Origin of the sequence: Streptomyces sp. NPDC088554 (assembly GCF_044752945.1) — a bacterium.
Classification (GTDB): Bacteria; Actinomycetota; Actinomycetes; order Streptomycetales; family Streptomycetaceae; genus Streptomyces.
This window is the reverse complement of record NZ_JBIVMF010000012.1, coordinates 76,577-96,144: the sequence shown is the minus strand read 5'-3', so window position 1 is coordinate 96,144 and position 19,568 is coordinate 76,577. Positions and strand designations below refer to the sequence as shown.

Genomic DNA, 19,568 nt, shown 5'->3' with positions numbered 1-19,568 from the left:
TCAGAGGTGGTCGTACGTGGGGCTGAAGGAGATGCCGGAGGGCTTGGCCCTGCTCATCGAGGTCCAGAAGCGGTCGCCCTTGTCCTGGATCGGGAAGTTGGCGTTGCCCCACTCGGAGTTCTTCAGCGCGTTGTATGCCTTGCCGTCGCTGTTCCTGAGCTTCTCCATGCTCACCAGGGCGGGGCGGTCCCAGCCTGCGCCCTTGCCCCAGGCTTCCGGCCGCTCGCCCGTTCGGCGAAGCGGAAGGAGTGGGTCTTGATGCCGTCCAGGTGGTAGACGATTGGCGCGGTTGCCGTCGTGCTCGATCGAGTTGAACGGCCTGGTGTCGTACTGGCCGTGCGCGGAGGCGGACACGTACGAGGGCTGCTCCTGGCCGCGTCGCTGCCGGACCACCACGGACTCCCAGTCGTGGCGGTGGTCGGCGATGGGGCCCTGGTCCTTCTCGAAGTAGACGGCGTAGACGTACGCGCACCAGGTGGGGTCGCAGGCGGTGCGGGCATAGGTGTCGGCCCTGCCCAGGTGCCGGCAGTCGCCGCCGGGGTCGCCCACCGTCCGGAGGCCGCCGTTGAGCCAGCCGGTCGGGTCGACGGCGGAGGAGGGGTAGCAGCCGTCGTGGTCGTAGCAGAGCAGCGGCTGGTACTTGTCCTGGAAGGCGGAGGCCTGCCAGGGAAGTGGGGCCGGGGCCGCCGCGAAGGCGCTGCCCGCCAGGCCGACATCCGCACCACGCCTTCCGGCCCTCACCCGCGCGGCGGCAGTTTCGGGCGGCTCAGATCGGGGACCGCGCTGTAGTCCGGGGGCGCCGCGGCCGGGTGGCCCGCCAGGAGGTCGAGGGCGACCCAGACCGCGTCGTCGAGCTGGGCGTGGCGGCCCTCCGCCCAGTCGAGGGGGGTGCGCAGGGCCTCGATGTCCGGGGCGACGCCGTGGTTCTCGATGGACCAGCCGTACGCGTCGAACCAGGCCGCGTTCATCGGCACCGTGATCACCGTGCCGTCGCCGAGCCGGTGCCGTCCGGTCATGCCGACCACCCCGCCCCAGGTGCGCTGCCCGACGACCGGGCCCAGGTTCAGCAGCTTGAACGCCGCGGTGATCATGTCGCCGTCGGAGGAGGTCGCCTCGTCCGCCAGCGCGACGACCGGGCCGCGCGGGGCGTTCGAGGCGTACGACACGGGCTGGGCGTCGCGCGTCAGGTCCCAGCCGAGGATGCGGCGGCTCAGCTTCTCGACGACCAGCTCGCTGATGTGGCCGCCCGCGTTTCCCCGTACGTCCACGATCAGTGCCGGACGCGAGACCTCCAGCCGCAGGTCCCGGTTGAACTGGGCCCAGCCCGAGCCGCCCATGTCCGGGATGTGCAGGTAGCCGCACCGGCCGCCGCTGATCTCGCGTACGGCCTCCCGGCGTTTGGCCACCCAGTCCTGGTAGCGCAGCGGCCGTTCGTCGATCAGCGGGACGACCGCGACCCGGCGGGATCCGGCCCCGCTGCCCGAGGGCCGGAACGTCAGCTCGACCGTGGTGCCGCCCGCCGCCGACAGCAGGGGGTACGGCCCGGTCACCGGGTCGACGGGCCGCCCGTCGACATGGGTGAGCACCGAGCCCTCGCGGATCCCCGTACCGGCCAGGGGCGAGCGGGCCTTCGAGTCGGAGGAGTCGCCGGGCAGGATGCGCTTGACCATCCACTCGCCGTCCCGGCAGACCAGATTGGCGCCGAGCAGCCCCATCGCGCGCTGGTAGTGCGCCGGGCCCTCGTTGCGGCGGGCGGGGGTGACGTACGCGTGCGAGGTGCCCAGTTCGCCGAGGACCTCGCGCAGCAGATCCGCGAACTCGTCGGGGGAGGCGACCCGGGGGAGCAGTGGCCGGTACTGGTCGAGGATCCCGTCCCAGTCGATGCCGCACAGCCCCGGCTCCCAGAAGTAGGCGCGGATGATCCGGCCCGCCTCCTCGTACGCCTGGCGCCACTCCGCCTCCGGGTCGACATCGTGCAGGATGCGGCGCGGGTCCAGGAAGACCGTCGAGTCGAGGTCCCCCAGCTCGGTCGAGGGCACGGCCCTCAACTCGCCGTCGTCCACGACCACCAGCCTGCTGCCGTCACCGCTCGTCGCGAACCAGTCCAGATGCGCGACCAGCTCGCTCTTGCGCGCCTTCGTGATGTCGAAGTGTTCGAGCGTCGGCCGCCCCGACATGTCGGACGGGTTGGCGAACGTCTCGCCGAGCGCCCCGGAGATCGGCCAGCGCAGCCAGACCAGCCCGCCCCCGGTCACCGGACGCAGCGCCGAGTACTTCGACGCGGTCACCGGGAACGGCGTGACCCGGTCGGCCAGCCCCTCCACCTCCACCGTGACCGTGCCGTCCCCCGCCTCGCCCAGCGTCGGATCCAGCCCGCCCGCGGCCGGTCTGCCGTCGGGGGAGAGCGCGAAGGGCGACGGGGTCGCGGACGACAGAGGTACGAGATAGGGGCGGCAGCCCAGCGGGAAGGAGAGGTCGCCGGTGTGGACGTCGTACACCGGGTCGAAGCCGCGCCAGGAGAGGAAGGCGAGATAGCGGCCGTCGCTGGTGAAGACCGGGTTCTCGTCCTCGAAGCGGCCGTTGGTGACATCGACGACGGTACGGGCGAAGCTGCCCGCGATCTTGGCCAGCTTGATCTGGCGGAGCGAGCGGCCGATGCCGGGATGGGACCAGGTGAGCCAGCCGCCGTCGGGGGAGAAGGCGAGGTCGGTGACGGGGCCGTTGATGGAGCGGATGAGTTCGGTGACGAGGGGGTCGGTGGCGGGCCCGGTTTCCGGGGCGGGGTCCGGGGCGGTTTCCGTGGGCTCCGGTCCGGTGGGTTCCGGTTTGCTCTCCGGCTCAGCCGTCTCCGTACCCGTACCTGTGTCTTCTTCCTCTTCCTCTTCCTCTTCCTCTTCCTCTTCCTCTTCCTCCTCCGTCACATCGATCAGCAGCAGCCTGCCGTCGTGCGACGCGACCGCGATCCGCTCGCCGTCCTGGTCCGCGACCATCTCCAGGACGCGGCCCAGCCGACCAGAGGCAAGCCGTCGGGGGGCGCGGTCGCCGGTCGCGCGGGGGAGGTACGCGATCTCGATGGCGTCCTCGCCCTCCGCGTCGGTGACGTAGGCGACCTGGCCGCCGCTGCCGAGCATCACGGGGTTGCGGACGCGGACCCCCGGGGTGTCCGCGATCGTACGGGCGGGGCCGTCGCGGTGGGTGAGCCAGTAGAGGCTGCCGCGTACGGAGACGGCGCTCGCCCGGCCGGTCAGGTCCACGGAGATGCCGTCGATGTGGCGGGAGGCCGGGACCTGGTAGCCGCGCCGTCCGGCGCGGGGGCCGCCGAGCCGTACGGCCAGCTTGCGCGGGACCGAGTCGGGGGTCAGCGCGTCGACCAGCCAGAGATCGCCCGCGCACTGGTAGACGACCCGGCGCCCGTCGGAGGAGGCGTGGCGGGCGTAGAAGGCGTCGTGGTCGGTGTGGCGGGTGAGGCCCGTGCCGTCGGGCAGACAGGAGTAGAGGTTGCCGACGCCCTCGTGGTCGGAGAGAAACGCGATCCGGCCGCCGACGAACATCGGGGAGTCGAGGTGCCCGTTCAGATCCGGCAGCAGCCGTTCCCCGTGCAGCCAGAGCCGCCCGGTCGCGCCGCCCCGGTAGCGCTTCCAGGCGGCGGGCTCGTGCGGCGGCTTGCCGGTGAGCAGGAGGGTGCGCCGCTCCGTTCCCTCCGTACCGTCCAGGTCCGCTACGGCGATGTCCGCGACCGGGCCCCAGGGCAGCGCCCCGCCGGGGGAGCCGTCGGTGGGGAGGGCGTACGCCCAGGAGAAGTACGAGAACGGCCGGGCGTGCGAGGAGACGGCGAGGATCTGTGGCTCGCCGTCCTCGTCGTTGGGGGGCGCCCAGCCGCAGACCCGGGTGTCGGTGGCGCCCCAGTACGTCAGCCGCCGCGACGGCCCCCCGGCCACCGGGGCGAGGTGGATCTCGGGGTCGAGGCTGCGCCAGGTCGTGTACGCGATCAGGGTGCCGTCCGGCGAGAACCGGGGGTGACCGATCCTGGTCCGGTCCACGGTCACCCGCCACGCCCGTCCCGGCTCCTGCCCGGCCGGTACGAGCGGGGCGACCCAGAGATCGTCCTCGGCGACGAAGCACAGCGCGTCGTCGTGCAGGTGCGGGAAGCGGAGATACGCGGTCTCGTCACTCACCCCCCAATGCTGACCCTTGCGGGCGGGCTCCGCCTCCGGGACGCGGCGAGAGGCGGTCTTGACATCGGCGTGCGGTTCGGTGCGTGGAGGTCAGTGGTTCGGTAGGTGAAGGTCAGTGGTTCGATGCGTGAAGGTCAGTGGTTCGGTAGGTGGAGGTCGGCGGTTCGGTACGTGGAGGTCAGCGCATGAAGTTGCGGACCCGGGCGGCGATGCTTGTCTCGTCCGGGCCGCCGCCCAGGGTGAGCAGCCGGTGCGGGACATGGGTGAGGGTCTCGGCGACGCTGTGCGCGGAGGCGCTGTGCGGGTACGGCTCGACGAGGATGACGTCCGGGTGTTCCGCCGCGAGGACCGCCGTGCGCAGCCCGATCGTGTCGAAGGGGCGGATGGTGACGGCGTAGAGGACGGTGAGGTCGAACCCGGCGGTGGCCCGCAGTACGGGGTCGAGGGTGGCGCCGACCGCGATGACCACACCGGCCCGGCCCTCGCGTACGACCTCGAAGCCTTCGGTGGTGGTGGCGTGCGGCTCGGCGTTGGACCGCGCCGACACATGGATGTACGCGCGCTCCCCGTCGGCCGCCGAGCGCAGCAGGATCCGCCGGACCTCGTCGGGGTGGCCGGGGGCGTGGACGGCCCAGCCGGGGCGGGCGCCGTACTGGGCGACTTCGGCCGAGTCGCCGTAACCGATCAGGAGGGTGCCTTCGGGGTCCGGTCCCTGTTCCCGGGCGCGGCCCGGCCGGCAGGTCATCAGCTCGGGGGCGGTCCCGGCGAGGGCGAGCAGCATGCCGGCGGGCGGGGCGGCCGTGCCGGTGGGTATGACGGCGGTCGTGGTCGTGTCGTCGACGGTCGTGTCGGCAGGCATGAAGGGTCCCCCTGGGATGCGTTGAAATATATCGCAGTGGGTATTGAACCTACCCGGGGGCAAAGCGAAATAACTTTGGTGACTCAAAATCTTTACCGGCGTAAAAGCTGGAAGGTTTATTTTTTTGCCTCACCCGGGTGGGTAAATGGTGTTCACTTTACGATGCCGAGGGTATCTTCTTCAAGATCAAACATCAACCGACGAATGTGCCTCGATGGGGGTGCGCACTATGGAGTGCGGGCAGCGCATGAGCGGAAACGACCGAATCGTCCAGCGACTCAGGGTCCATCTGATCGCCGGGCCGACCGGGGTGGGCAAGAGCGCGACGGCGACGGAGCTGGCCAGGGCCACCGGTGCTCCGGTCGTCGTGGCCGACCGGCTCCAGTGCTTCACGGACATCGCCACGACCAGTGCCCGAGCGGGTGCCGAGGACCCGGGTGTCGAGCGGCACTGGCTGGGTGACCGGACGGTGGCCGATGGCGATCTGTCGGCTGCGGAGGCGACGGACGCGCTGGTCAAGACGGTGCAGCGACTTGGCATGGACCATTCATTCGTGATAGTGGAGGGTGGCTCCATTTCGCTGCTCCGGCTCTTCGCGGCGCGGCTGCCGGAGCTGGGCTGGGAGTTGACCGTGCAGCTGCTTGCGATTCCTCCGATCGGGGAGTACGTGGCCGCGCTGACCCGTCGGGCGCGGACCATGCTCGCGCCGTCCGTGTCCACCGACCGGAGTCTGCTCGACGAGCTGGCGACGCTGTGGCAGGACCCCGGTCAGCGCTACTTCGTTGCTTCCGTCAATGGCTTCGAGGCCGTTCTCGAATGCTGTGCGAAGTATTCAATTGATGTTCACACAGTTCACCGGAAAGAGATTTCCAGCCATGTCATGGAAAGGTTCGCCTCTCTTATCGGCGAACGTCACGCGGAGCACGGAGTTCTTCAGCATCGGGTTTTCGCCGAGATCTTTGAAAAGGATCCGGCCGACCTCGCAATTCTGAGGAGTGCGGCGTGACCGAAACTATTCTATCCAGCTCCGAAGCTTTCGCCGGATTTGCGGGAATGGTGACGGTCGACCCCGGGGACATCGCGCGGGCTTCGACCGATTTCGGTCACATCGTCTCGGCCTCCCCGCTGGGGGTCCTGCGCCCCCGGTCCGCGTGGGAGATCGCGGAAGCGGCCCGCTTCGCCGGTCCGCGCGGGGTACCGGTGGCGGCGCGTGGCGGCGGCTACGCGCTGTACGGACAGGGGCAGGCCGGTGGCGGACTCGTCGTCGACATGGCCGCGCTGGACGAGGTGTGGGTCGAAGAGGGCGCCGATGGTGCGCGGGCCGTGGTCGGGGCGGGGGCGTCCTGGGCCGATGTCGTACGGGCCACGCTGGCCGAAGGGCTGACGCCGCCCGTCCTCACCGGCCATCTGGGCGCCAGCGTCGGCGGCGTCCTGAGCGAGGGCGGCATCGGCGGTACGAGCCACCGGTACGGCTCGGTGGCCGACACGGTCCTGGAGCTGGACGTCGTCACCGGCGCGGGGGAGGAGCTGACCTGCTCGCCCGACCGGAACCGGGACCTGTTCCACGCCGTGCTGGCGGGTCTCGGCCGGTGCGCGCTGATCGTACGGGCCACCCTGCGGCTGGTGCCCGCGCCCGCCCGCGTACGCCGGTACCGGCTGTACTACCAGGACCAGGACCGGTACTTCGCCGACCAGCGGCGGCTGGTGCTCGACGGCAGGTTCGACCAGCTGGACGGCCGGGTGCGGCCGGTCGTCGGTGACGGCTGGCACCGGATGGCCGAGGCGGTGGTCCACCTCTCGGCGGAGGAGATCACCGGCAACCGGACGCCCGAGGGCCGGGCGCTGGACGAGCGGCTCCTCGGCGACCTCGGTCATGACCGTGACACCCAGGAGATCGAGGACTTCACGTACCAGGAGTACGTCCACCGCGCGGACCGCGAGGAACGCCTCCTGCGGGCCACCGGCGAATGGCGCCATCCGCACCCCTGGCTGAGCCTTCTCCTGCCGGAGGCGACCGCGCCCGCGCTGGTGGACGCCATCCTCACGGACCGGGCCCAGTGCGGGCTGCGCACCTGCGGGGTGGTCGGGATCCAGCCGCTGCGGGCCGCGTCGCTGGGGTTGCCGCTGCTGCGCAAGCCCTCGGGCGAGCTGCTGTACCTGCTCTCCCTGATGCGTACGGCCCCGGACCCCTCCGTGGCCCCGGCCGCCGCCGGGCAGCTGGTCGCGGCCAACCGCGCGGTGTACGAACGGGCCGTCGCCCTCGGCGCGGTCGTCCTGCCCGGCGGCGCCCTGCCGATGTCCCCGCAGGACTGGCGGGCCCACTACGGCCCGGCCTGGCCCGGGATCGTACGGGCGAAGGAGACCCACGACCCGCACCGCGTCCTCACCCCGGGCCAGGGGCTGTGAACGCGGGGGGCGCGAACGGGCCCGCGGTGAACGTCCGGACCAGGGGCGTGACCGTCTTCTGCGGCGCCTCCCCGGGGCGCGCCCCCGGCCATCTCCGTACCGCCACCGCACTCGGCACCGCGCTGGCGGGCGCGGGCCGGCGGCTGGTCTACGGCGGCGCGTCGATCGGTCTCATGGGCGCCGTCGCGGACGCCGCGCTGGCCGCCGGGGGCGAGGTGACCGGTGTCATCCCGCGCCAGTTGCTGCCGTACGAGATCGCCCACCAGGGCCTCACCGTCCTCGAAACCGTGGCCGATATGCATCAACGCAAGGCGCGCATGGCCGAGTTGGGCGATGCCTTTGTCGCGCTGCCGGGAGGCTTCGGCACGGCGGAGGAGCTGTTCGAGGTGCTCACCTGGTCGCAGCTGGGCATCCACGACAAACCCTGCCTCCTCCTCGACCCGGACGGTTTCTACCGCCCGCTGCTGAGCTTCCTGGCCCACGCCAGGGACGAGGGCTTCCTGCGCCCGGGCGACCTGGACCGCGTCATCGTCTGCGGTTCGGCGGAAGAGGTACTGGCGCGGCTCCCGTAGGCCGCGTTTTCAGCGTGTGACGACACTTCCTCGGCGGGGGACCGGGCATGCCCGGTCCCCCGCCGCCGTGCGATCCCGCGTTCGAGCGGCTCGCGCACCGCACCGCGCCATGCCGTTACCGGGCGGGGGCCGTATCCGGGTGCTCGGCACGGGCGAGTGTGGCGCGGGCCACAAGCGAAACGGTTTCGTTTCGTTGGGTGCCGGGGTTATCTTCGTACTGTACGAAACCGTTTCGTTCGGATTGACGGGAGGCCGGACATGGCACGCACCAGGCTCACGCCCGAACGCGAGGCCGAGCTGTACGCCGCCGTGCTCGATCTGCTGCGCGAGGTCGGGTACGACGCCCTCACCATGGACGCCGTCGCCGCTCGTACGCGGTCCAGCAAGGCCACCCTCTACCGCCAGTGGGGGAGCAAGCCGGAGCTGGTCGTGCGGGCGATGCGGAGCACCAAGCCGCACGGGGTCGGGGAGTGCGACACCGGTTCCCTGCGCGGCGATTTCCTCACCATGGTGGGGCACACCGATGACTGCCAGATGGAGAAGGACACCGCGCTGATGCGGGGTCTGATGCATGCCGTACACACCAACCCCGACCTCCACCAGGCGCTGCGCGAGCTGCTGATCGAGCCGGAGGTCAGCGGGCTCGATCAGCTGCTCGACCGGGCCGTGGAGCGTGGCGAGGTCGCCGCGGACAACCCCGCGCTGGGCTATGTCACCCACATGCTGGTCGGCGCCTTCGTCGCCCGGCAGCTGATCGAGGACCGGTCGCCGAACCGGGCCTTCCTCGCCGAGTACATCGATGCCGTGGTCCTCCCCGCCCTCGGCATCCGGCCCGACCTCAGCGGTACGTAACCGCTCGGGCCCCGGGACCGACGAGCGCTCGCCCGCTCACCACCGCACCACCCGCAACCACCTGACGCGTACCGCTCTGCCGTCGGGCCGGCTCCCCCTGCCCCTTCCCTCCATAGATTCCGGGAGACGCCCTCGTGGCCACGTTCCTCTACAAGCTCGGACGGTTCGCCTTCCGGCGCCGCAACTACGTCGCCCTGGTATGGGTGGCGCTGCTGGCGCTCGCCGGGGTCGGAGCCGCCTCCGCGTCCACCGCCACCTCCACCTCGTTCTCCATACCCGGTACGGAGGCGCAGAAGGCCTTCGACCTGCTGGAGCAGCGCTTCCCCGCGGGTAGTACGGGCGGCGCCACGGCGCGGGTCGTCTTCAAGGCCCCGTCGGGGGAGAAGGTGACCGACGCCGGCCACAAGGCCGAGGTCGGCAAGATCGTCAAGGAGCTGAAGGACGGCTCGACGCAGGTCGCCTCGGTGACCGACCCGTACCTTGCGAACGGTGTCTCGCAGGACGGCACGACGGCGTACATCCAGGTGTCGTACAAGGTCAGCTCGATGCAGCTGACGGACCCGACCCGTACGGCGCTCGAAGACACCGCCAAGGACGCGGACGCCAAGGGGCTGACCGTCGAGATCGGCGGTGACGCGCTCAAGACGGTGCCGGAGATGGGGTCCGCCGAGATCATCGGGGTGGTCATCGCGGCCATCGTGCTCGTGATCACCTTCGGTTCGCTGGTCGCGGCCGGGCTGCCGCTGCTCACCGCGCTCATCGGGGTCGGCGTCGGTATCTCCACGATCACCGCGCTCGCCAATGTGCTGGAGCTGGGCTCGACCACCTCGACCCTCGCCATGATGATCGGACTGGCGGTCGGTATCGACTACGCGCTGTTCATCGTCTCCCGCTACCGCAATGAGCTGGCCGAGGGCCGGGAGCGCGAGGACGCCGCCGGACGGGCCGTCGGTACGGCGGGCTCCGCCGTGGTCTTCGCCGGTCTGACCGTGGTGATCGCCCTCGCCGGTCTGTCCGTCGTGAACATCCCGATGCTCACCAAGATGGGCCTGGCCGCCGCCGGTACGGTCGTGATCGCCGTACTGATCGCGCTGACCCTGATCCCGGCGATGCTCGGCTTCGCGGGCAAGCGCGTCCACGGCCGCAAGGGCCGTGCCGCGCTGGCCGACGAGAGCACCGGCAAGAGCATCAAGCCCAACATGGGGACGCGCTGGGCGCGGTTCGTGCTGCGCAAGCCCGTCACCGTACTGCTCACCGCGGTCGTCGGTCTCGGCGTCATAGCCGTCCCGGCCGCCTCGCTGGAGCTGGGCCTGCCCGACGACGGTTCGCAGCCGACCAGCACCACCCAGCGCAAGGCGTACGACCTCCTCTCCGAGGGCTTCGGCCCCGGCTTCAACGGACCGCTGGTGGTCGTCGTCGACGGCAAGGCCGACAACAACGCCAGGGCGGCCGCCACCAAGGTCACCGACACGGTGAAGAAGCTGGACGATGTCGCCGTCGTCACCCCCGCCACGCTCAACAAGGCGGGCGACACCGCGACCATCACCGTGATCCCCAAGGACCGCCCCTCCTCGATCAAGACCGAGGAGTTGGTCCACTCCATCCGTGACACGGGCCGCGAGATCGCGTCGGAGGACGGGGCCGAGATCCTGGTCACCGGCGCCACCGCGATGAACATCGACTTCTCGCAGAAGATGAACGACGCGCTGATGCCCTACCTGGCGCTCGTCGTCGGCCTCGCGTTCCTGCTGCTGATGCTGGTCTTCCGGTCGATCCTGGTGCCGCTCAAGGCAGCGCTCGGCTTCCTGCTCTCCGTCTTCGCCGCGCTCGGCGCGGTCGTCGCGGTCTTCCAGTGGGGCTGGCTCGGCGGCCTGTTCGGTGTGGAGCAGACCGGTCCGATCATGTCGATGATGCCGATCTTCATGGTGGGTGTGGTCTTCGGTCTGGCCATGGACTACGAGGTCTTCCTCGTCACCCGGATGCGTGAGGCGTACGTCCACGGCGAGCGCCCCGACGAGGCTGTCGTCACCGGCTTCAAGCACGGGGCGCGGGTGGTCGTGGCCGCCGCGGTGATCATGATCGCCGTCTTCGCGGGCTTCATCGGTGCCGGCGACTCGATGATCAAGATGATCGGCTTCGGGCTCGCCGTCGCGGTCCTCTTCGACGCGTTCGTCGTCCGGATGACCATCGTGCCCGCCGTACTCGCGCTCCTCGGGGACAAGGCGTGGTGGCTGCCGAAGTGGCTCGACAAGGCGCTGCCCAACGTCGACGTCGAGGGCGAGGCGCTCCAGAAGACCCTGGCGGCCGACTCCCCGTCCGGCAACGGCTCGGGCGAGGACCGCGAACTGGCCCGCGTCTGACCTTCCGACCCCGGGGCCCGCTTGAGTGGGCGCGGCCCCGGAACGCTTCGGCACCGTGGGGACGGGACCCGGAGCGACACGGCGGCCCGGCCCGCGCACCTCCTGGGGAGCGCGCGGACCGGGCCGCTGTCTGCGGTAATGGCGCAGTCGGGTACCGCAACTCTCCGAACAGCTCGAACCCGGGGCGGCATCACGCTGTGCCTTCCTCCGGCAAGCGGTGTGGTGGGGGCCGGCCGGGAAGCCCCCGACGCGGACACCGTCCGGCACCCGGTGGTGTGATCCTCGGATACGCGAGCGCTTGTCCTCCGCCACGGCCGGGGCTGTGCGTGTACGCCGTCGGGGGTGTCCGGCTCCACGCCCGCGTCGGATCCTGCGTCGGACTGCGCGTCGGACCGTGCGTCGGACTGCGCGTCGGACCGTGCGTCGGACTGCGCGTCGGACTGCGCGTCGGACCGTGCGTCGGACCGTGCGGAGAGCTGGAAGTCCGCGGTGCCGGTCATCGGGATGCCCCGTGCCTGTCGTACCGTGCTGTGCCCGCGGTCGGCCGCGACCAGGTACTGAGCCGTGGCCATCCCCCTTCGGGTGGTTCGCCGCGATCCGGCGCAACTCCGGTCCTCCTGAGGCGTTTTCATCCTGCCCGGCCGATCCGCGGTCCGGGCGGGACGAAGTGTGTTCGGGGTGGACGGGGCCGGTGGCGGCCCCGGTCGGTCCCGGCCACGAGAGACGAAGGAGTGTTCCTGTGGCGTTGACGAAGGCATCGGCCCGAGCGGAGCTGGAAGCCGCGAACGCGGTCGGGGATCCGGTCGCCGATACGCTCGTGTCCGACCTGATCGCCCACCAGGAGGTCGACGGGGTCAACGCGCTGTTCCGGACGATCAACAAGCTGGGTCCGGGCCAGGACCTGTCACAACTCCCGGAGCGACTGGCGCAGTTCATGCGGGAGGCGCAGGCCCCGCCGCCGGACTGGAGCGAGGCGGACGTCAAGGCGGCCGAGGGGTTCTTCGCGCACCACCACGGCGAGGCGTCCATGCTCCAGGGCACCGTCGGCCTGATCGGCACCTATCTCTCTCCCACCGGGGCGTTCACGCTGCGTTCCACCGGCCGCCTCGGCGGGGTCGAAGGCCCGGGGCGCCGGCTGTCGCAGTCCTCGCGGCTGTTCCTCGACATGGGTGACAAGAACGCTCTGCGGGACGGCAGTCTGGCCGCGACCGTCACCAAGGTCCGCCTGGTCCACGCCTCCGTGCGGCAACTGCACAAGAAGAGCGGTGTGTGGGACTACGAGAAGTGGGGCGAGCCCGTCTCCCAGAAGTACACCACCGGCGCCGCCTGCGTCTTCAGTACCCAGATCCTCCAGGCGATGCGGAACCTGGGCCTGGACGTCTCCCGCGAAGACGCCCACGGCTTCGTCGGGGCCTGGCACTACGTCAGCCACTACCTCGGCACCCCCGAGAAGTGGCTGCTGCCGAAGAACGCCGACGAGGTCGAGGCGATCTGGAACCAGGAACGGGACAGGGAGTGGGTCAAGACCGACGACGGCGTCTTCATGACCGAGCAGGCCATCAACTTCTACAAGAAGTTCCTGCCTCCCGGCATCCACGACGCGTACGTCGCGATGGTCCGCACCGCGCTGACCGACAAGTACGCCGATATGGCCGGCCTCAAGCGCAGCATCCTGGACGCGGCCGGCAAGCCCCTCGCTGCCGGCCACGGCCTGTTCAGCGGCACCGCGGGCGGATTGCTCGGCGGCGCCGCCAAGAAGGTGGTCGGCGTCAACCCGTACAAGGAGGTGCTCGGCATCGCCTCGAAGGCGTTCAACGACGTCGAACGCCACGCCCTGACGCACAACGAGGACGACCAGCCCCAGATGCACCAGGAACTGGGGGACAACCGCTGACCGGCCGACAACCACCACCCACCGGGCCGTGTCCGGTTGTTACCGTCTTCCCGTAGGCGAAGACGTAGGCGGGCCGGCGGCCTCGATCGCCGACGGCCCGCAGGCACCGGAACACACTCCGCGCGCCGACGCCGGCCATTGCGTGCCGCGTCGCTTCGGCGCCCCGATGATCGAGGCGCTCCGGTCCGGCACCCTCTGACGGCTCTGCTGTGTCATCAGGCCAATTCGGTGCGGAGAGCGTGCCGTCCTTGACGCCGACGCAGGCATTCGGGAAGTGTCGCACGCAAGAAGACACAACTGGCTTGCTGCGGGAGGGCATTGTGGATCTGACCTTCATCGGGATCGATCCGGAGACCACCGGGGGCGGTTCACCGACCGTCTGGGTGCATGAGGAGACGGCCGACCTGCTCCTCCAGGGCGAAGAAGCCAACGAGTTACTGAAGGCCCAGATCGGCGGGACCGAGTGGGTAACCGGCCATGACCCGGGTATTCCGGGGCATGAGACGGTCATCCGTATTCCGGCGCGTATGGTGCCGATTCTGAGGGAGGCGTGTGATGTCGCAGAACGGCGTACCGGACTTCGCTGAGTTGCTCAGGTCCGCGCGGAACACCGCTGTGCATCTGGAGATGCGTGATGTCTACAGCGTCGGTGACGAGGTGGAGACCTACGAGCGTTTCCTCCGGACAGGTGAAGCCGATCTCGATCCCGGCTCGCCGCAGTGGCAGGGCTGGACCCCGTTGGTACGCGAGGCCGTGGCGCGGGGAGTGATCATGCGCCGGGCCCGGATCGTCTCCGAGCCGGTCACCGACTACATCCGGTACGAGCACGCGCTCACCCCGGTCAACGTCGCGATCGGTGAACAGGTGCGCTGGCTGGCACGCTGTCATGCGTCGGATGTTGCTCTGCCCGGTAACGACTTCTGGCTGATCGACGACAGGCTGGTCCTCTTCCATCACTTCACCGGTGAGGGTGACTGGGCCGGACACGCGTTCAGCGAAGACCCAGCCGCGGTGAAGCTCTGCGCCTCGGCGTTCGAAGCCGTGTGGGAACGAGCCACCGACCACGAGAAATTCACCGTCTGATCCCGCTCGCACGGCCCATGCCATCGTCCCCGTCGTCCAGCGCTCAGGCTGCCCGCGAGGCCCTCGCCGTACGCCTGGCTCACATCCGTAAGGATGCCGGCCTGACCGGTAAGGAACTGTCCACCCGGTGCGGCTGGCATCCCGCGAAGACGACCCGCATCCAAAAAGGTACGGCCGCACCCACCGACGCCGACATCCGCGCATGGTGTGCCGCCTGCGGAGCCCTGGACCAGACGGAAGACCTGATCGCCACCGCTCGGGCGGTCGACTCCATGTACATGGAGTGGCGCCGTCTGCACCGCAACGGAATGCGCAAGGTCCAGGAGGATTTCTACACGCTGCACGAGAACGCCGAAGTGTGCCGCGTGTACGCCTCCAACGGTGTCCCGGGGTTCTTCCAGACCCCCGCCTACGCCACCGCGCTCATGCGCCGGATCACCGAGTTCCAGGGGACACCCGACGACGTCGCCGACGCGGTTGCCGCCCGGGTGGCCCGCAGCCGCTTCCTGTACCAGGGAAATCACCGCTTCGTGGTGCTCCTGGAGGAGTGGGTATTGCGTGCCCGGGTCGGTGATGCCGGGGTCATGGCCGATCAGCTCACCCACCTTCTTTCGGTGATACCGCTGGCCAGCGTTTCCCTGGGGGTGATCCCCTTCACCGCGCAGCGTGTGATCTGGCCGCTGGAGGGGTTCTACATGTTCGATGACCGGCATGTGGTGGTCGAGACGCTGACGGCCGAGATCAATGTCAGGCAGCCCGGAGAGATCGCCGATTACTCCAAGGCGTTCCGGAACTTGGGCCGGATGGCTGTCTATGGCGGCAGCGCAAAGCAGTTGATCCAATCGGCTTTCACCCACCTCGGGTGAACGTGCGCAATTAGTCGCAACTTCGTTGCTGACAGCTCACGTTCACCGGCACGGTTGCCACGTCGCCCGAGTCCGATCCGTGGCGACGAACACGCACCTCCCGCGCCCGGTCGGGCCGGGACCGGCAAGAGACAAGGAGACGCGGTATGGCCGCGCCCGTCGAACCCGAGAACGCCACCTCCGCTCCGTACCTCACCTCCGGTCGTCCGTGGGGTGTCGGGCGGCTCGCGCCGTATCCGACCACCGTCCGCCGTCCGCATGCCACGGTCGCCGTCGATCCGGTTACCCAACTCGGTATGTTCCGGGACCGGTTCGGCCGGGTGGTCGAGATGGGCAAGCACGGCACCAGCTCCGGCACCGAGACGTCCACCACCACGAATTCGGATTCGCAGAACGACCAGGGGCACGACCAGGACAGTCAGCAGGACTGATGCCGGTGACCGAGGAGAGGCCGGTGCTGGTGGCCACCGAGGCGGACGATGTCACCGCCGACATGGTGATCACTCAGCTCAACCGGCGGAGTGTGCCGGTGGTCAGGTTCAACCCCGCCGACATTGGCACAGACTTGACGGTCTCGGCCCGGTTCGGTACCTGCCTGGCCCCGGTGGCCGGACAGGTACGTACCCTGTCGAGAGACATCGACCTGACCAGAGTGCGGGCGGTGTACTGGCGCCGCCCCGTCTGGCCCGCCTTCCCGCACCTGAGCGACGGCGACGCCCGATTCGCGGCGGCGCAGGTCCGGTACGGACTCGGGGGCATCCTGTACGCCCTCGACGGGCCGCAGTGGGTCAACCACCCGCTCCGTAACGCCGCAGCCGACTACAAGCCCGCCCAACTCGCCTGCGCCCAGCGGATCGGCCTCGCCGTTCCGCCGACACTCGTGACCAACAATCCTGACATGGCACGGGAGTTCATTACCGTTCATGGTCAGGTGATCCACAAGACGCTGCGGTGGACCCCGTACGAGCGAGACGGAGTTCCCGTGACGGGGTGGGCGGACCCGGTGACCGCCGCCGAGATCGATGACAGTGTGCGCGTGACACCACACCTGTTCCAGGCCCGTGTGGACAAGGCCGCCGATGTGCGGGTGTTGGTGGCAGGCGGGAAGCTGTTCGCCGTACGGATCGACTCCGGCCTGCTGGACTGGCGCAAGGACTACGCCGCCCACTCCTACACCGTGATCGCCCTGCCCGGCCAGGTGAATAAGGCACTCCTCGCCTGCCTGGACCACTTCGGACTGGTGTCCGGGAGCTTCGACCTCGCCGTGGACCGGGCGGGTGATTACTGGTGGCTGGAGCTGAACCCCAACGGCCAATGGGGGTGGCTGGAGGAGAAGACCGGGCTGGAGATGTCCGCCGCCTTCGCCGACCTGCTGACTTGTTGATCTGCCGACCCTGCTGTACAAGGAGAAGCTCCATGACCGATACCGCGCCCGCCCGGCGTGCCCTCGCCGACCGGTTGGAGAAAGCCGGTGTCCTGACGACCCCCTGCTGGCGGGCCGCGGTGGAGGCCGTACCGCGTGAACTGTTCCTGAAACCCGGGGTGTTCCTGCCCACGGATGACGGCCGCTGGCGACCGGTCACCGCAGCCGGAGCCGACCCCGTGGAGTGGGCGGAAATCGCCTACAGCGACCAGACCCTGACCACCCAGCTCGACGGCCACCGCACCGCCGACCAGGCCCCGAGCCTGGTGACGGGCGTGCCCACATCGTCGTCCACCACCCCGGTCACTGTGCTCGGCATGATCGAAGAACTGGACGTGCAGGACGGGCACCAGGTGCTGGAGATCGGCACGGGCACCGGCTACTCCTCGGCCCTGCTGTGCCACCGACTCGGCGAGGACAACGTCACCACCGTCGAAGTGGACCCCCACGTAGCGGCCCGCGCGGACACCGCACTGGAAACAGCCGGATTCTCGACCTGGAGCGTGACCGGGGACGGACTCCTCGGCCACCCCCGCCGCGCCCCGTACGACCGGACCATCGCCACCTGCGCCGTCCGCCGAATCCCCCACACCTGGATCCGCCAGACCAGGCCGGGCGGCATCATCCTGGCCACCCTCGGCACCTGGCCCTACGGCACCGGCCTCGCCAAAGTCACCGTGACAGAGAATGGCACCGCCGAAGGCAGGATCACCGGCCGAGCCTCGTTCATGCAGGCCCGCTCCCAGGCCACCGTGCCCGTTGCCGGGGACCTGTCCGCCCGTACGGCCTACGCCGACAGCGAGCGTACGGCCAAGCTGTCACCGCTGATGCTGGAGGAGTGGACGTCTGCCTTCTTCGCCCAACTCGCGGCACCTGGAGCACAGTTCGTCCGGGCCACCGCAGTTGACGGTACCCGGCTCCTGTACGTCTTCGACTCCGGACACGAATCCTTCGCCGCGTTCACGGCCGACCGCAACGGCGACGGCTGGACCGTCCGCCAGGGCGGCCCCGTAGCCCTGTGGGACGACATCGAACAGGCCCTCACCGCCTGGCAGGACGCGGGAAGCCCCGACATCACCGCCGTACAACTCCACATCACCGACAGGACGCACACGTACAAGATCGGAGACAACCCAGCCCTGCGCTGGGAGCACCGTCTCGTGTAACCCAGTAGGGCCACGCTTCGCCTTGGCCGGTCTTCTCCCGCCACCGGTCCAGCCAGGCCAGGATGGTGAGGATGGCTTCGCGGTGGTCGTTGACGAACGTGTCGCGTCAGGCCCGCAGCCCTGTTGGGCGGCGAGCGCGAGGGATCCGTGGTGCAGTGTCAGCCGTTCGGGACGTTCATGAGGCGAGCGGCAGCCTTTCTGCGTTCCTCTGCCTGCTTGCTACCGGGCGACAGCGGGCGGCGCTCAGCTCCGGTGGAGCAGTTTGCTCAGCTCCGTCTCCACCTCGATGTCGTGCCGTTCCTCGCCCGCCGGGACCACCGCGTACGAGTTGCGCAGGAAGCGGCGCAGGGGGGCCGAGTCGAACTGGACCATCGCTACGCCGTCCGGGGAGTGGAACTCCAGCACGGTCTGCGCCCGGCCGCAGGGCCAGACCTGTACGTCGCCGTAGCCGGACGGGAGCCGTAGGCCGGATTCCAGGAGGTCGCGGGCGAAGGCCCAGATCACTTCGCCGCGGTCGGCGGAGACCTCGGGCGGGAAGACGATGCGCATGGCCAGCGGATCGGTTCCGTCGTAGCGGAGAGTGACGGAGACCGTCCTCGGGTGGGGGGCGTCGGTGATGAGGCGGGCCGTGGCGGACTGTTCGAGGACGGGTGGCATCGGCTGGCTCCCTCGAATTCTTATCGATCTCTCAGCTGTTTGTAGTGTAAATCATATTAATTTGGACAGGGGTGGAGTGGGTTGCGGGGCACATGCTCTTGCGAACTCTTTGCAAGAGGGCTCATCATCAGACGGCTCTTACCGCACCTGAAGATCCCCGAAGCCCCCGAACAGCCCAGAACGGCCCTGAAGCGGAGCCCCGCCATGCATGTCCCCGACGGTTTCATCGATGTGCCCGTCTCCCTCGCCACCGGCGCCGTCGCGGCGGGCGCCGTCGCGGTCAGTCTCCGGGGCGCGCGCCGGGAGCTGGACGAGCGGACCGCGCCGCTCGCCGGGCTGGTCGCCGCCTTCGTCTTCGCCGTACAGATGCTGAACTTCCCCGTGGCCGCCGGGACCAGCGGCCATCTGCTCGGCGGGGCGCTGGCGGCGATACTCGTCGGCCCGTACACCGGCGTCCTGTGCATATCCGTCGTCCTGCTGATGCAGGGCATCCTCTTCGCGGACGGCGGGCTCACCGCGCTCGGGGTGAACATCACCAACATGGGGGTGGTCACCACCGTCGTCTCGTACGTCCTCTTCCGCGGCCTGGTCCGGGTCCTGCCCCGTACGCGCCGCTCCGTGACCGTGTCGTCCTTCGTCGCGGCGCTGGTCTCCGTGCCCGCCGCCGCGTTCGCCTTCACGCTGATGTACGCGGTCGGCGGGACCACCGACATCCCCCTCGGCCGGGTGCTGAGCGCGATGGTCGGCGTCCATGTCCTCATCGGGATCGGCGAGGCGGCGATCACCGCGCTGACGGTGGGCGCCGTCATCGCCGTACGCCCCGACCTCGTGTACGGCGCGCGCGGGCTGACCGCCCCGCTCAAGCTGCGGGTCGGCGGGGAGCCGGCCGACCCGCAGCTTGCCGCCCCGGCCCCTGCCCCGGCGCGGTCGAACCGCGGGTTCTGGGCGGCCGGGCTGGTCACCGCGCTCGTCCTGGCCGGGTTCGTCTCGTACTACGCCTCCGCCAGCCCCGACGGACTGGAGAAGGTCGCCGCCGACCAGGGCATCGACCGGAAGACCGAGCCGCACCACACCGGGGACTCGCCGCTCGCCGACTACGGCGTCAAGGACGTCTCCGACGCCCGGCTCTCCGGTGGCCTCGCCGGGGTCATCGGGGTGGGCGCCACGGTCGCGGTGGGCAGCGGGGTCTTCTGGGCGGTACGCCGCCGCCGTACTGCCCAACCTGCGGAAACCGCGATCTCCGGGGGCGTCTGAC

17 protein-coding genes are annotated in these 19,568 nt (G+C 69.9%); 13 read left to right on the top strand and 4 right to left on the bottom strand.

Annotated elements, in window-relative coordinates:
- The 3 genes from ACIP8W_RS16085 to ACIP8W_RS16075 all read right to left on the bottom strand — a co-directional run bounded on the left by ACIP8W_RS16085 (position 1) and on the right by ACIP8W_RS16075 (position 5,034).
- Positions 1-741 (bottom strand): NPP1 family protein, encoded by a 741-nt coding sequence (locus ACIP8W_RS16085; protein ID WP_402203408.1) that lies wholly within the window; start codon positions 739-741, stop codon positions 1-3.
- Positions 738-4,175 (bottom strand): S41 family peptidase, encoded by a 3,438-nt coding sequence (locus ACIP8W_RS16080; protein ID WP_402203406.1) that lies wholly within the window; start codon positions 4,173-4,175, stop codon positions 738-740. Before ACIP8W_RS16080 ends, ACIP8W_RS16085 begins: the two co-directional genes overlap by 4 nt.
- A 178-nt stretch (positions 4,176-4,353) precedes the next feature.
- Positions 4,354-5,034 (bottom strand): transketolase, encoded by a 681-nt coding sequence (locus ACIP8W_RS16075; protein ID WP_402203405.1) that lies wholly within the window; start codon positions 5,032-5,034, stop codon positions 4,354-4,356.
- Positions 5,035-5,281: 247 nt separating this feature from the next.
- On the opposite strand from ACIP8W_RS16075, the gene ACIP8W_RS16070 reads away from it, so the two are divergent.
- The 12 genes from ACIP8W_RS16070 (at position 5,282) to tgmC (ending at position 17,656) form a co-directional block, all read left to right on the top strand.
- On the top strand, positions 5,282-6,040 hold the full coding sequence (locus ACIP8W_RS16070; protein ID WP_402203403.1) for an isopentenyl transferase family protein: 759 nt from the start codon (positions 5,282-5,284) through the stop codon (positions 6,038-6,040).
- A 47-nt stretch (positions 6,041-6,087) separates the two neighbouring features.
- Positions 6,088-7,440 carry an FAD-binding protein gene (locus ACIP8W_RS16065; RefSeq protein ID WP_401951174.1) on the top strand — a complete coding sequence of 451 codons (1,353 nt, stop codon included), beginning with the start codon at positions 6,088-6,090 and terminating at the stop codon, positions 7,438-7,440.
- Positions 7,441-7,487: 47 nt separating this feature from the next.
- Entirely contained in the window at positions 7,488-8,012 is a 525-nt protein-coding gene (locus ACIP8W_RS16060) for a TIGR00730 family Rossman fold protein (protein WP_401951177.1), read from the top strand.
- A 258-nt stretch (positions 8,013-8,270) separates the two neighbouring features.
- Positions 8,271-8,864 carry a TetR/AcrR family transcriptional regulator gene (locus ACIP8W_RS16055; protein WP_401951180.1) on the top strand — a complete coding sequence of 198 codons (594 nt, stop codon included), beginning with the start codon at positions 8,271-8,273 and terminating at the stop codon, positions 8,862-8,864.
- A gap of 134 nt (positions 8,865-8,998) precedes the next feature.
- A complete protein-coding gene (locus ACIP8W_RS16050) occupies positions 8,999-11,224 on the top strand; it encodes an MMPL family transporter (protein ID WP_401951182.1) in 2,226 nt (741 codons plus the stop codon).
- 739 nt (positions 11,225-11,963) lie between these two features.
- Positions 11,964-13,118, top strand: a complete 1,155-nt coding sequence (locus tag ACIP8W_RS16045; RefSeq protein ID WP_401951185.1) for an oxygenase MpaB family protein — start codon at positions 11,964-11,966, stop codon at positions 13,116-13,118.
- 320 nt (positions 13,119-13,438) lie between these two features.
- Positions 13,439-13,705, top strand: coding sequence for a hypothetical protein (locus ACIP8W_RS16040; protein WP_402203400.1), 267 nt, complete (start codon positions 13,439-13,441; stop codon positions 13,703-13,705).
- Positions 13,674-14,201 carry a DUF6879 family protein gene (locus ACIP8W_RS16035; RefSeq protein ID WP_402203398.1) on the top strand — a complete coding sequence of 176 codons (528 nt, stop codon included), beginning with the start codon at positions 13,674-13,676 and terminating at the stop codon, positions 14,199-14,201. The genes ACIP8W_RS16040 and ACIP8W_RS16035 overlap by 32 nt, the downstream gene beginning before the upstream one ends.
- Before the next feature lie 17 nt (positions 14,202-14,218).
- Complete coding sequence (locus tag ACIP8W_RS16030) at positions 14,219-15,067, top strand: helix-turn-helix domain-containing protein (protein ID WP_402203397.1); 849 nt, start codon at positions 14,219-14,221, stop codon at positions 15,065-15,067.
- Positions 15,068-15,213: 146 nt separating this feature from the next.
- Positions 15,214-15,498, top strand: coding sequence for a putative ATP-grasp-modified RiPP (gene tgmA, locus ACIP8W_RS16025; RefSeq protein ID WP_402203395.1), 285 nt, complete (start codon positions 15,214-15,216; stop codon positions 15,496-15,498).
- A gap of 5 nt (positions 15,499-15,503) precedes the next feature.
- Complete coding sequence (gene tgmB / locus ACIP8W_RS16020; protein ID WP_402203393.1) at positions 15,504-16,451, top strand: ATP-grasp ribosomal peptide maturase; 948 nt, start codon at positions 15,504-15,506, stop codon at positions 16,449-16,451.
- 32 nt (positions 16,452-16,483) lie between these two features.
- On the top strand, positions 16,484-17,656 hold the full coding sequence (gene tgmC / locus ACIP8W_RS16015; protein ID WP_402203391.1) for an ATP-grasp peptide maturase system methyltransferase: 1,173 nt from the start codon (positions 16,484-16,486) through the stop codon (positions 17,654-17,656).
- 243 nt (positions 17,657-17,899) lie between these two features.
- Here the strand turns inward: tgmC and ACIP8W_RS16010 are convergent, their stop codons facing one another.
- Positions 17,900-18,313, bottom strand: coding sequence for an SsgA family sporulation/cell division regulator (locus ACIP8W_RS16010; RefSeq protein ID WP_401951206.1), 414 nt, complete (start codon positions 18,311-18,313; stop codon positions 17,900-17,902).
- A gap of 204 nt (positions 18,314-18,517) precedes the next feature.
- Here ACIP8W_RS16010 and ACIP8W_RS16005 point away from each other — a divergent pair, with 204 nt between their 5' ends.
- Positions 18,518-19,567: an energy-coupling factor ABC transporter permease gene (locus ACIP8W_RS16005; RefSeq protein WP_402203389.1), complete on the top strand. Its 1,050-nt coding sequence runs from the start codon at positions 18,518-18,520 to the stop codon at positions 19,565-19,567.
- Position 19,568 lies beyond the last annotated feature (1 nt).

Coding starts and splice junctions, on each gene's coding strand:
- ACIP8W_RS16075 (WP_402203405.1), bottom strand. CDS start 5,034: ATGCCTGCCGACACGACCGTCGACGACACGACCACGACCGCCGTCATA.
- ACIP8W_RS16070 (WP_402203403.1), top strand. CDS start 5,282: ATGAGCGGAAACGACCGAATCGTCCAGCGACTCAGGGTCCATCTGATC.
- ACIP8W_RS16065 (WP_401951174.1), top strand. CDS start 6,088: ATGGTGACGGTCGACCCCGGGGACATCGCGCGGGCTTCGACCGATTTC.
- ACIP8W_RS16055 (WP_401951180.1), top strand. CDS start 8,271: ATGGCACGCACCAGGCTCACGCCCGAACGCGAGGCCGAGCTGTACGCC.
- ACIP8W_RS16035 (WP_402203398.1), top strand. CDS start 13,674: ATGTCGCAGAACGGCGTACCGGACTTCGCTGAGTTGCTCAGGTCCGCG.
- ACIP8W_RS16030 (WP_402203397.1), top strand. CDS start 14,219: ATGCCATCGTCCCCGTCGTCCAGCGCTCAGGCTGCCCGCGAGGCCCTC.
- tgmA (WP_402203395.1), top strand. CDS start 15,214: ATGGCCGCGCCCGTCGAACCCGAGAACGCCACCTCCGCTCCGTACCTC.
- tgmC (WP_402203391.1), top strand. CDS start 16,484: ATGACCGATACCGCGCCCGCCCGGCGTGCCCTCGCCGACCGGTTGGAG.
- ACIP8W_RS16010 (WP_401951206.1), bottom strand. CDS start 18,313: ATGCCACCCGTCCTCGAACAGTCCGCCACGGCCCGCCTCATCACCGAC.
- ACIP8W_RS16005 (WP_402203389.1), top strand. CDS start 18,518: ATGCATGTCCCCGACGGTTTCATCGATGTGCCCGTCTCCCTCGCCACC.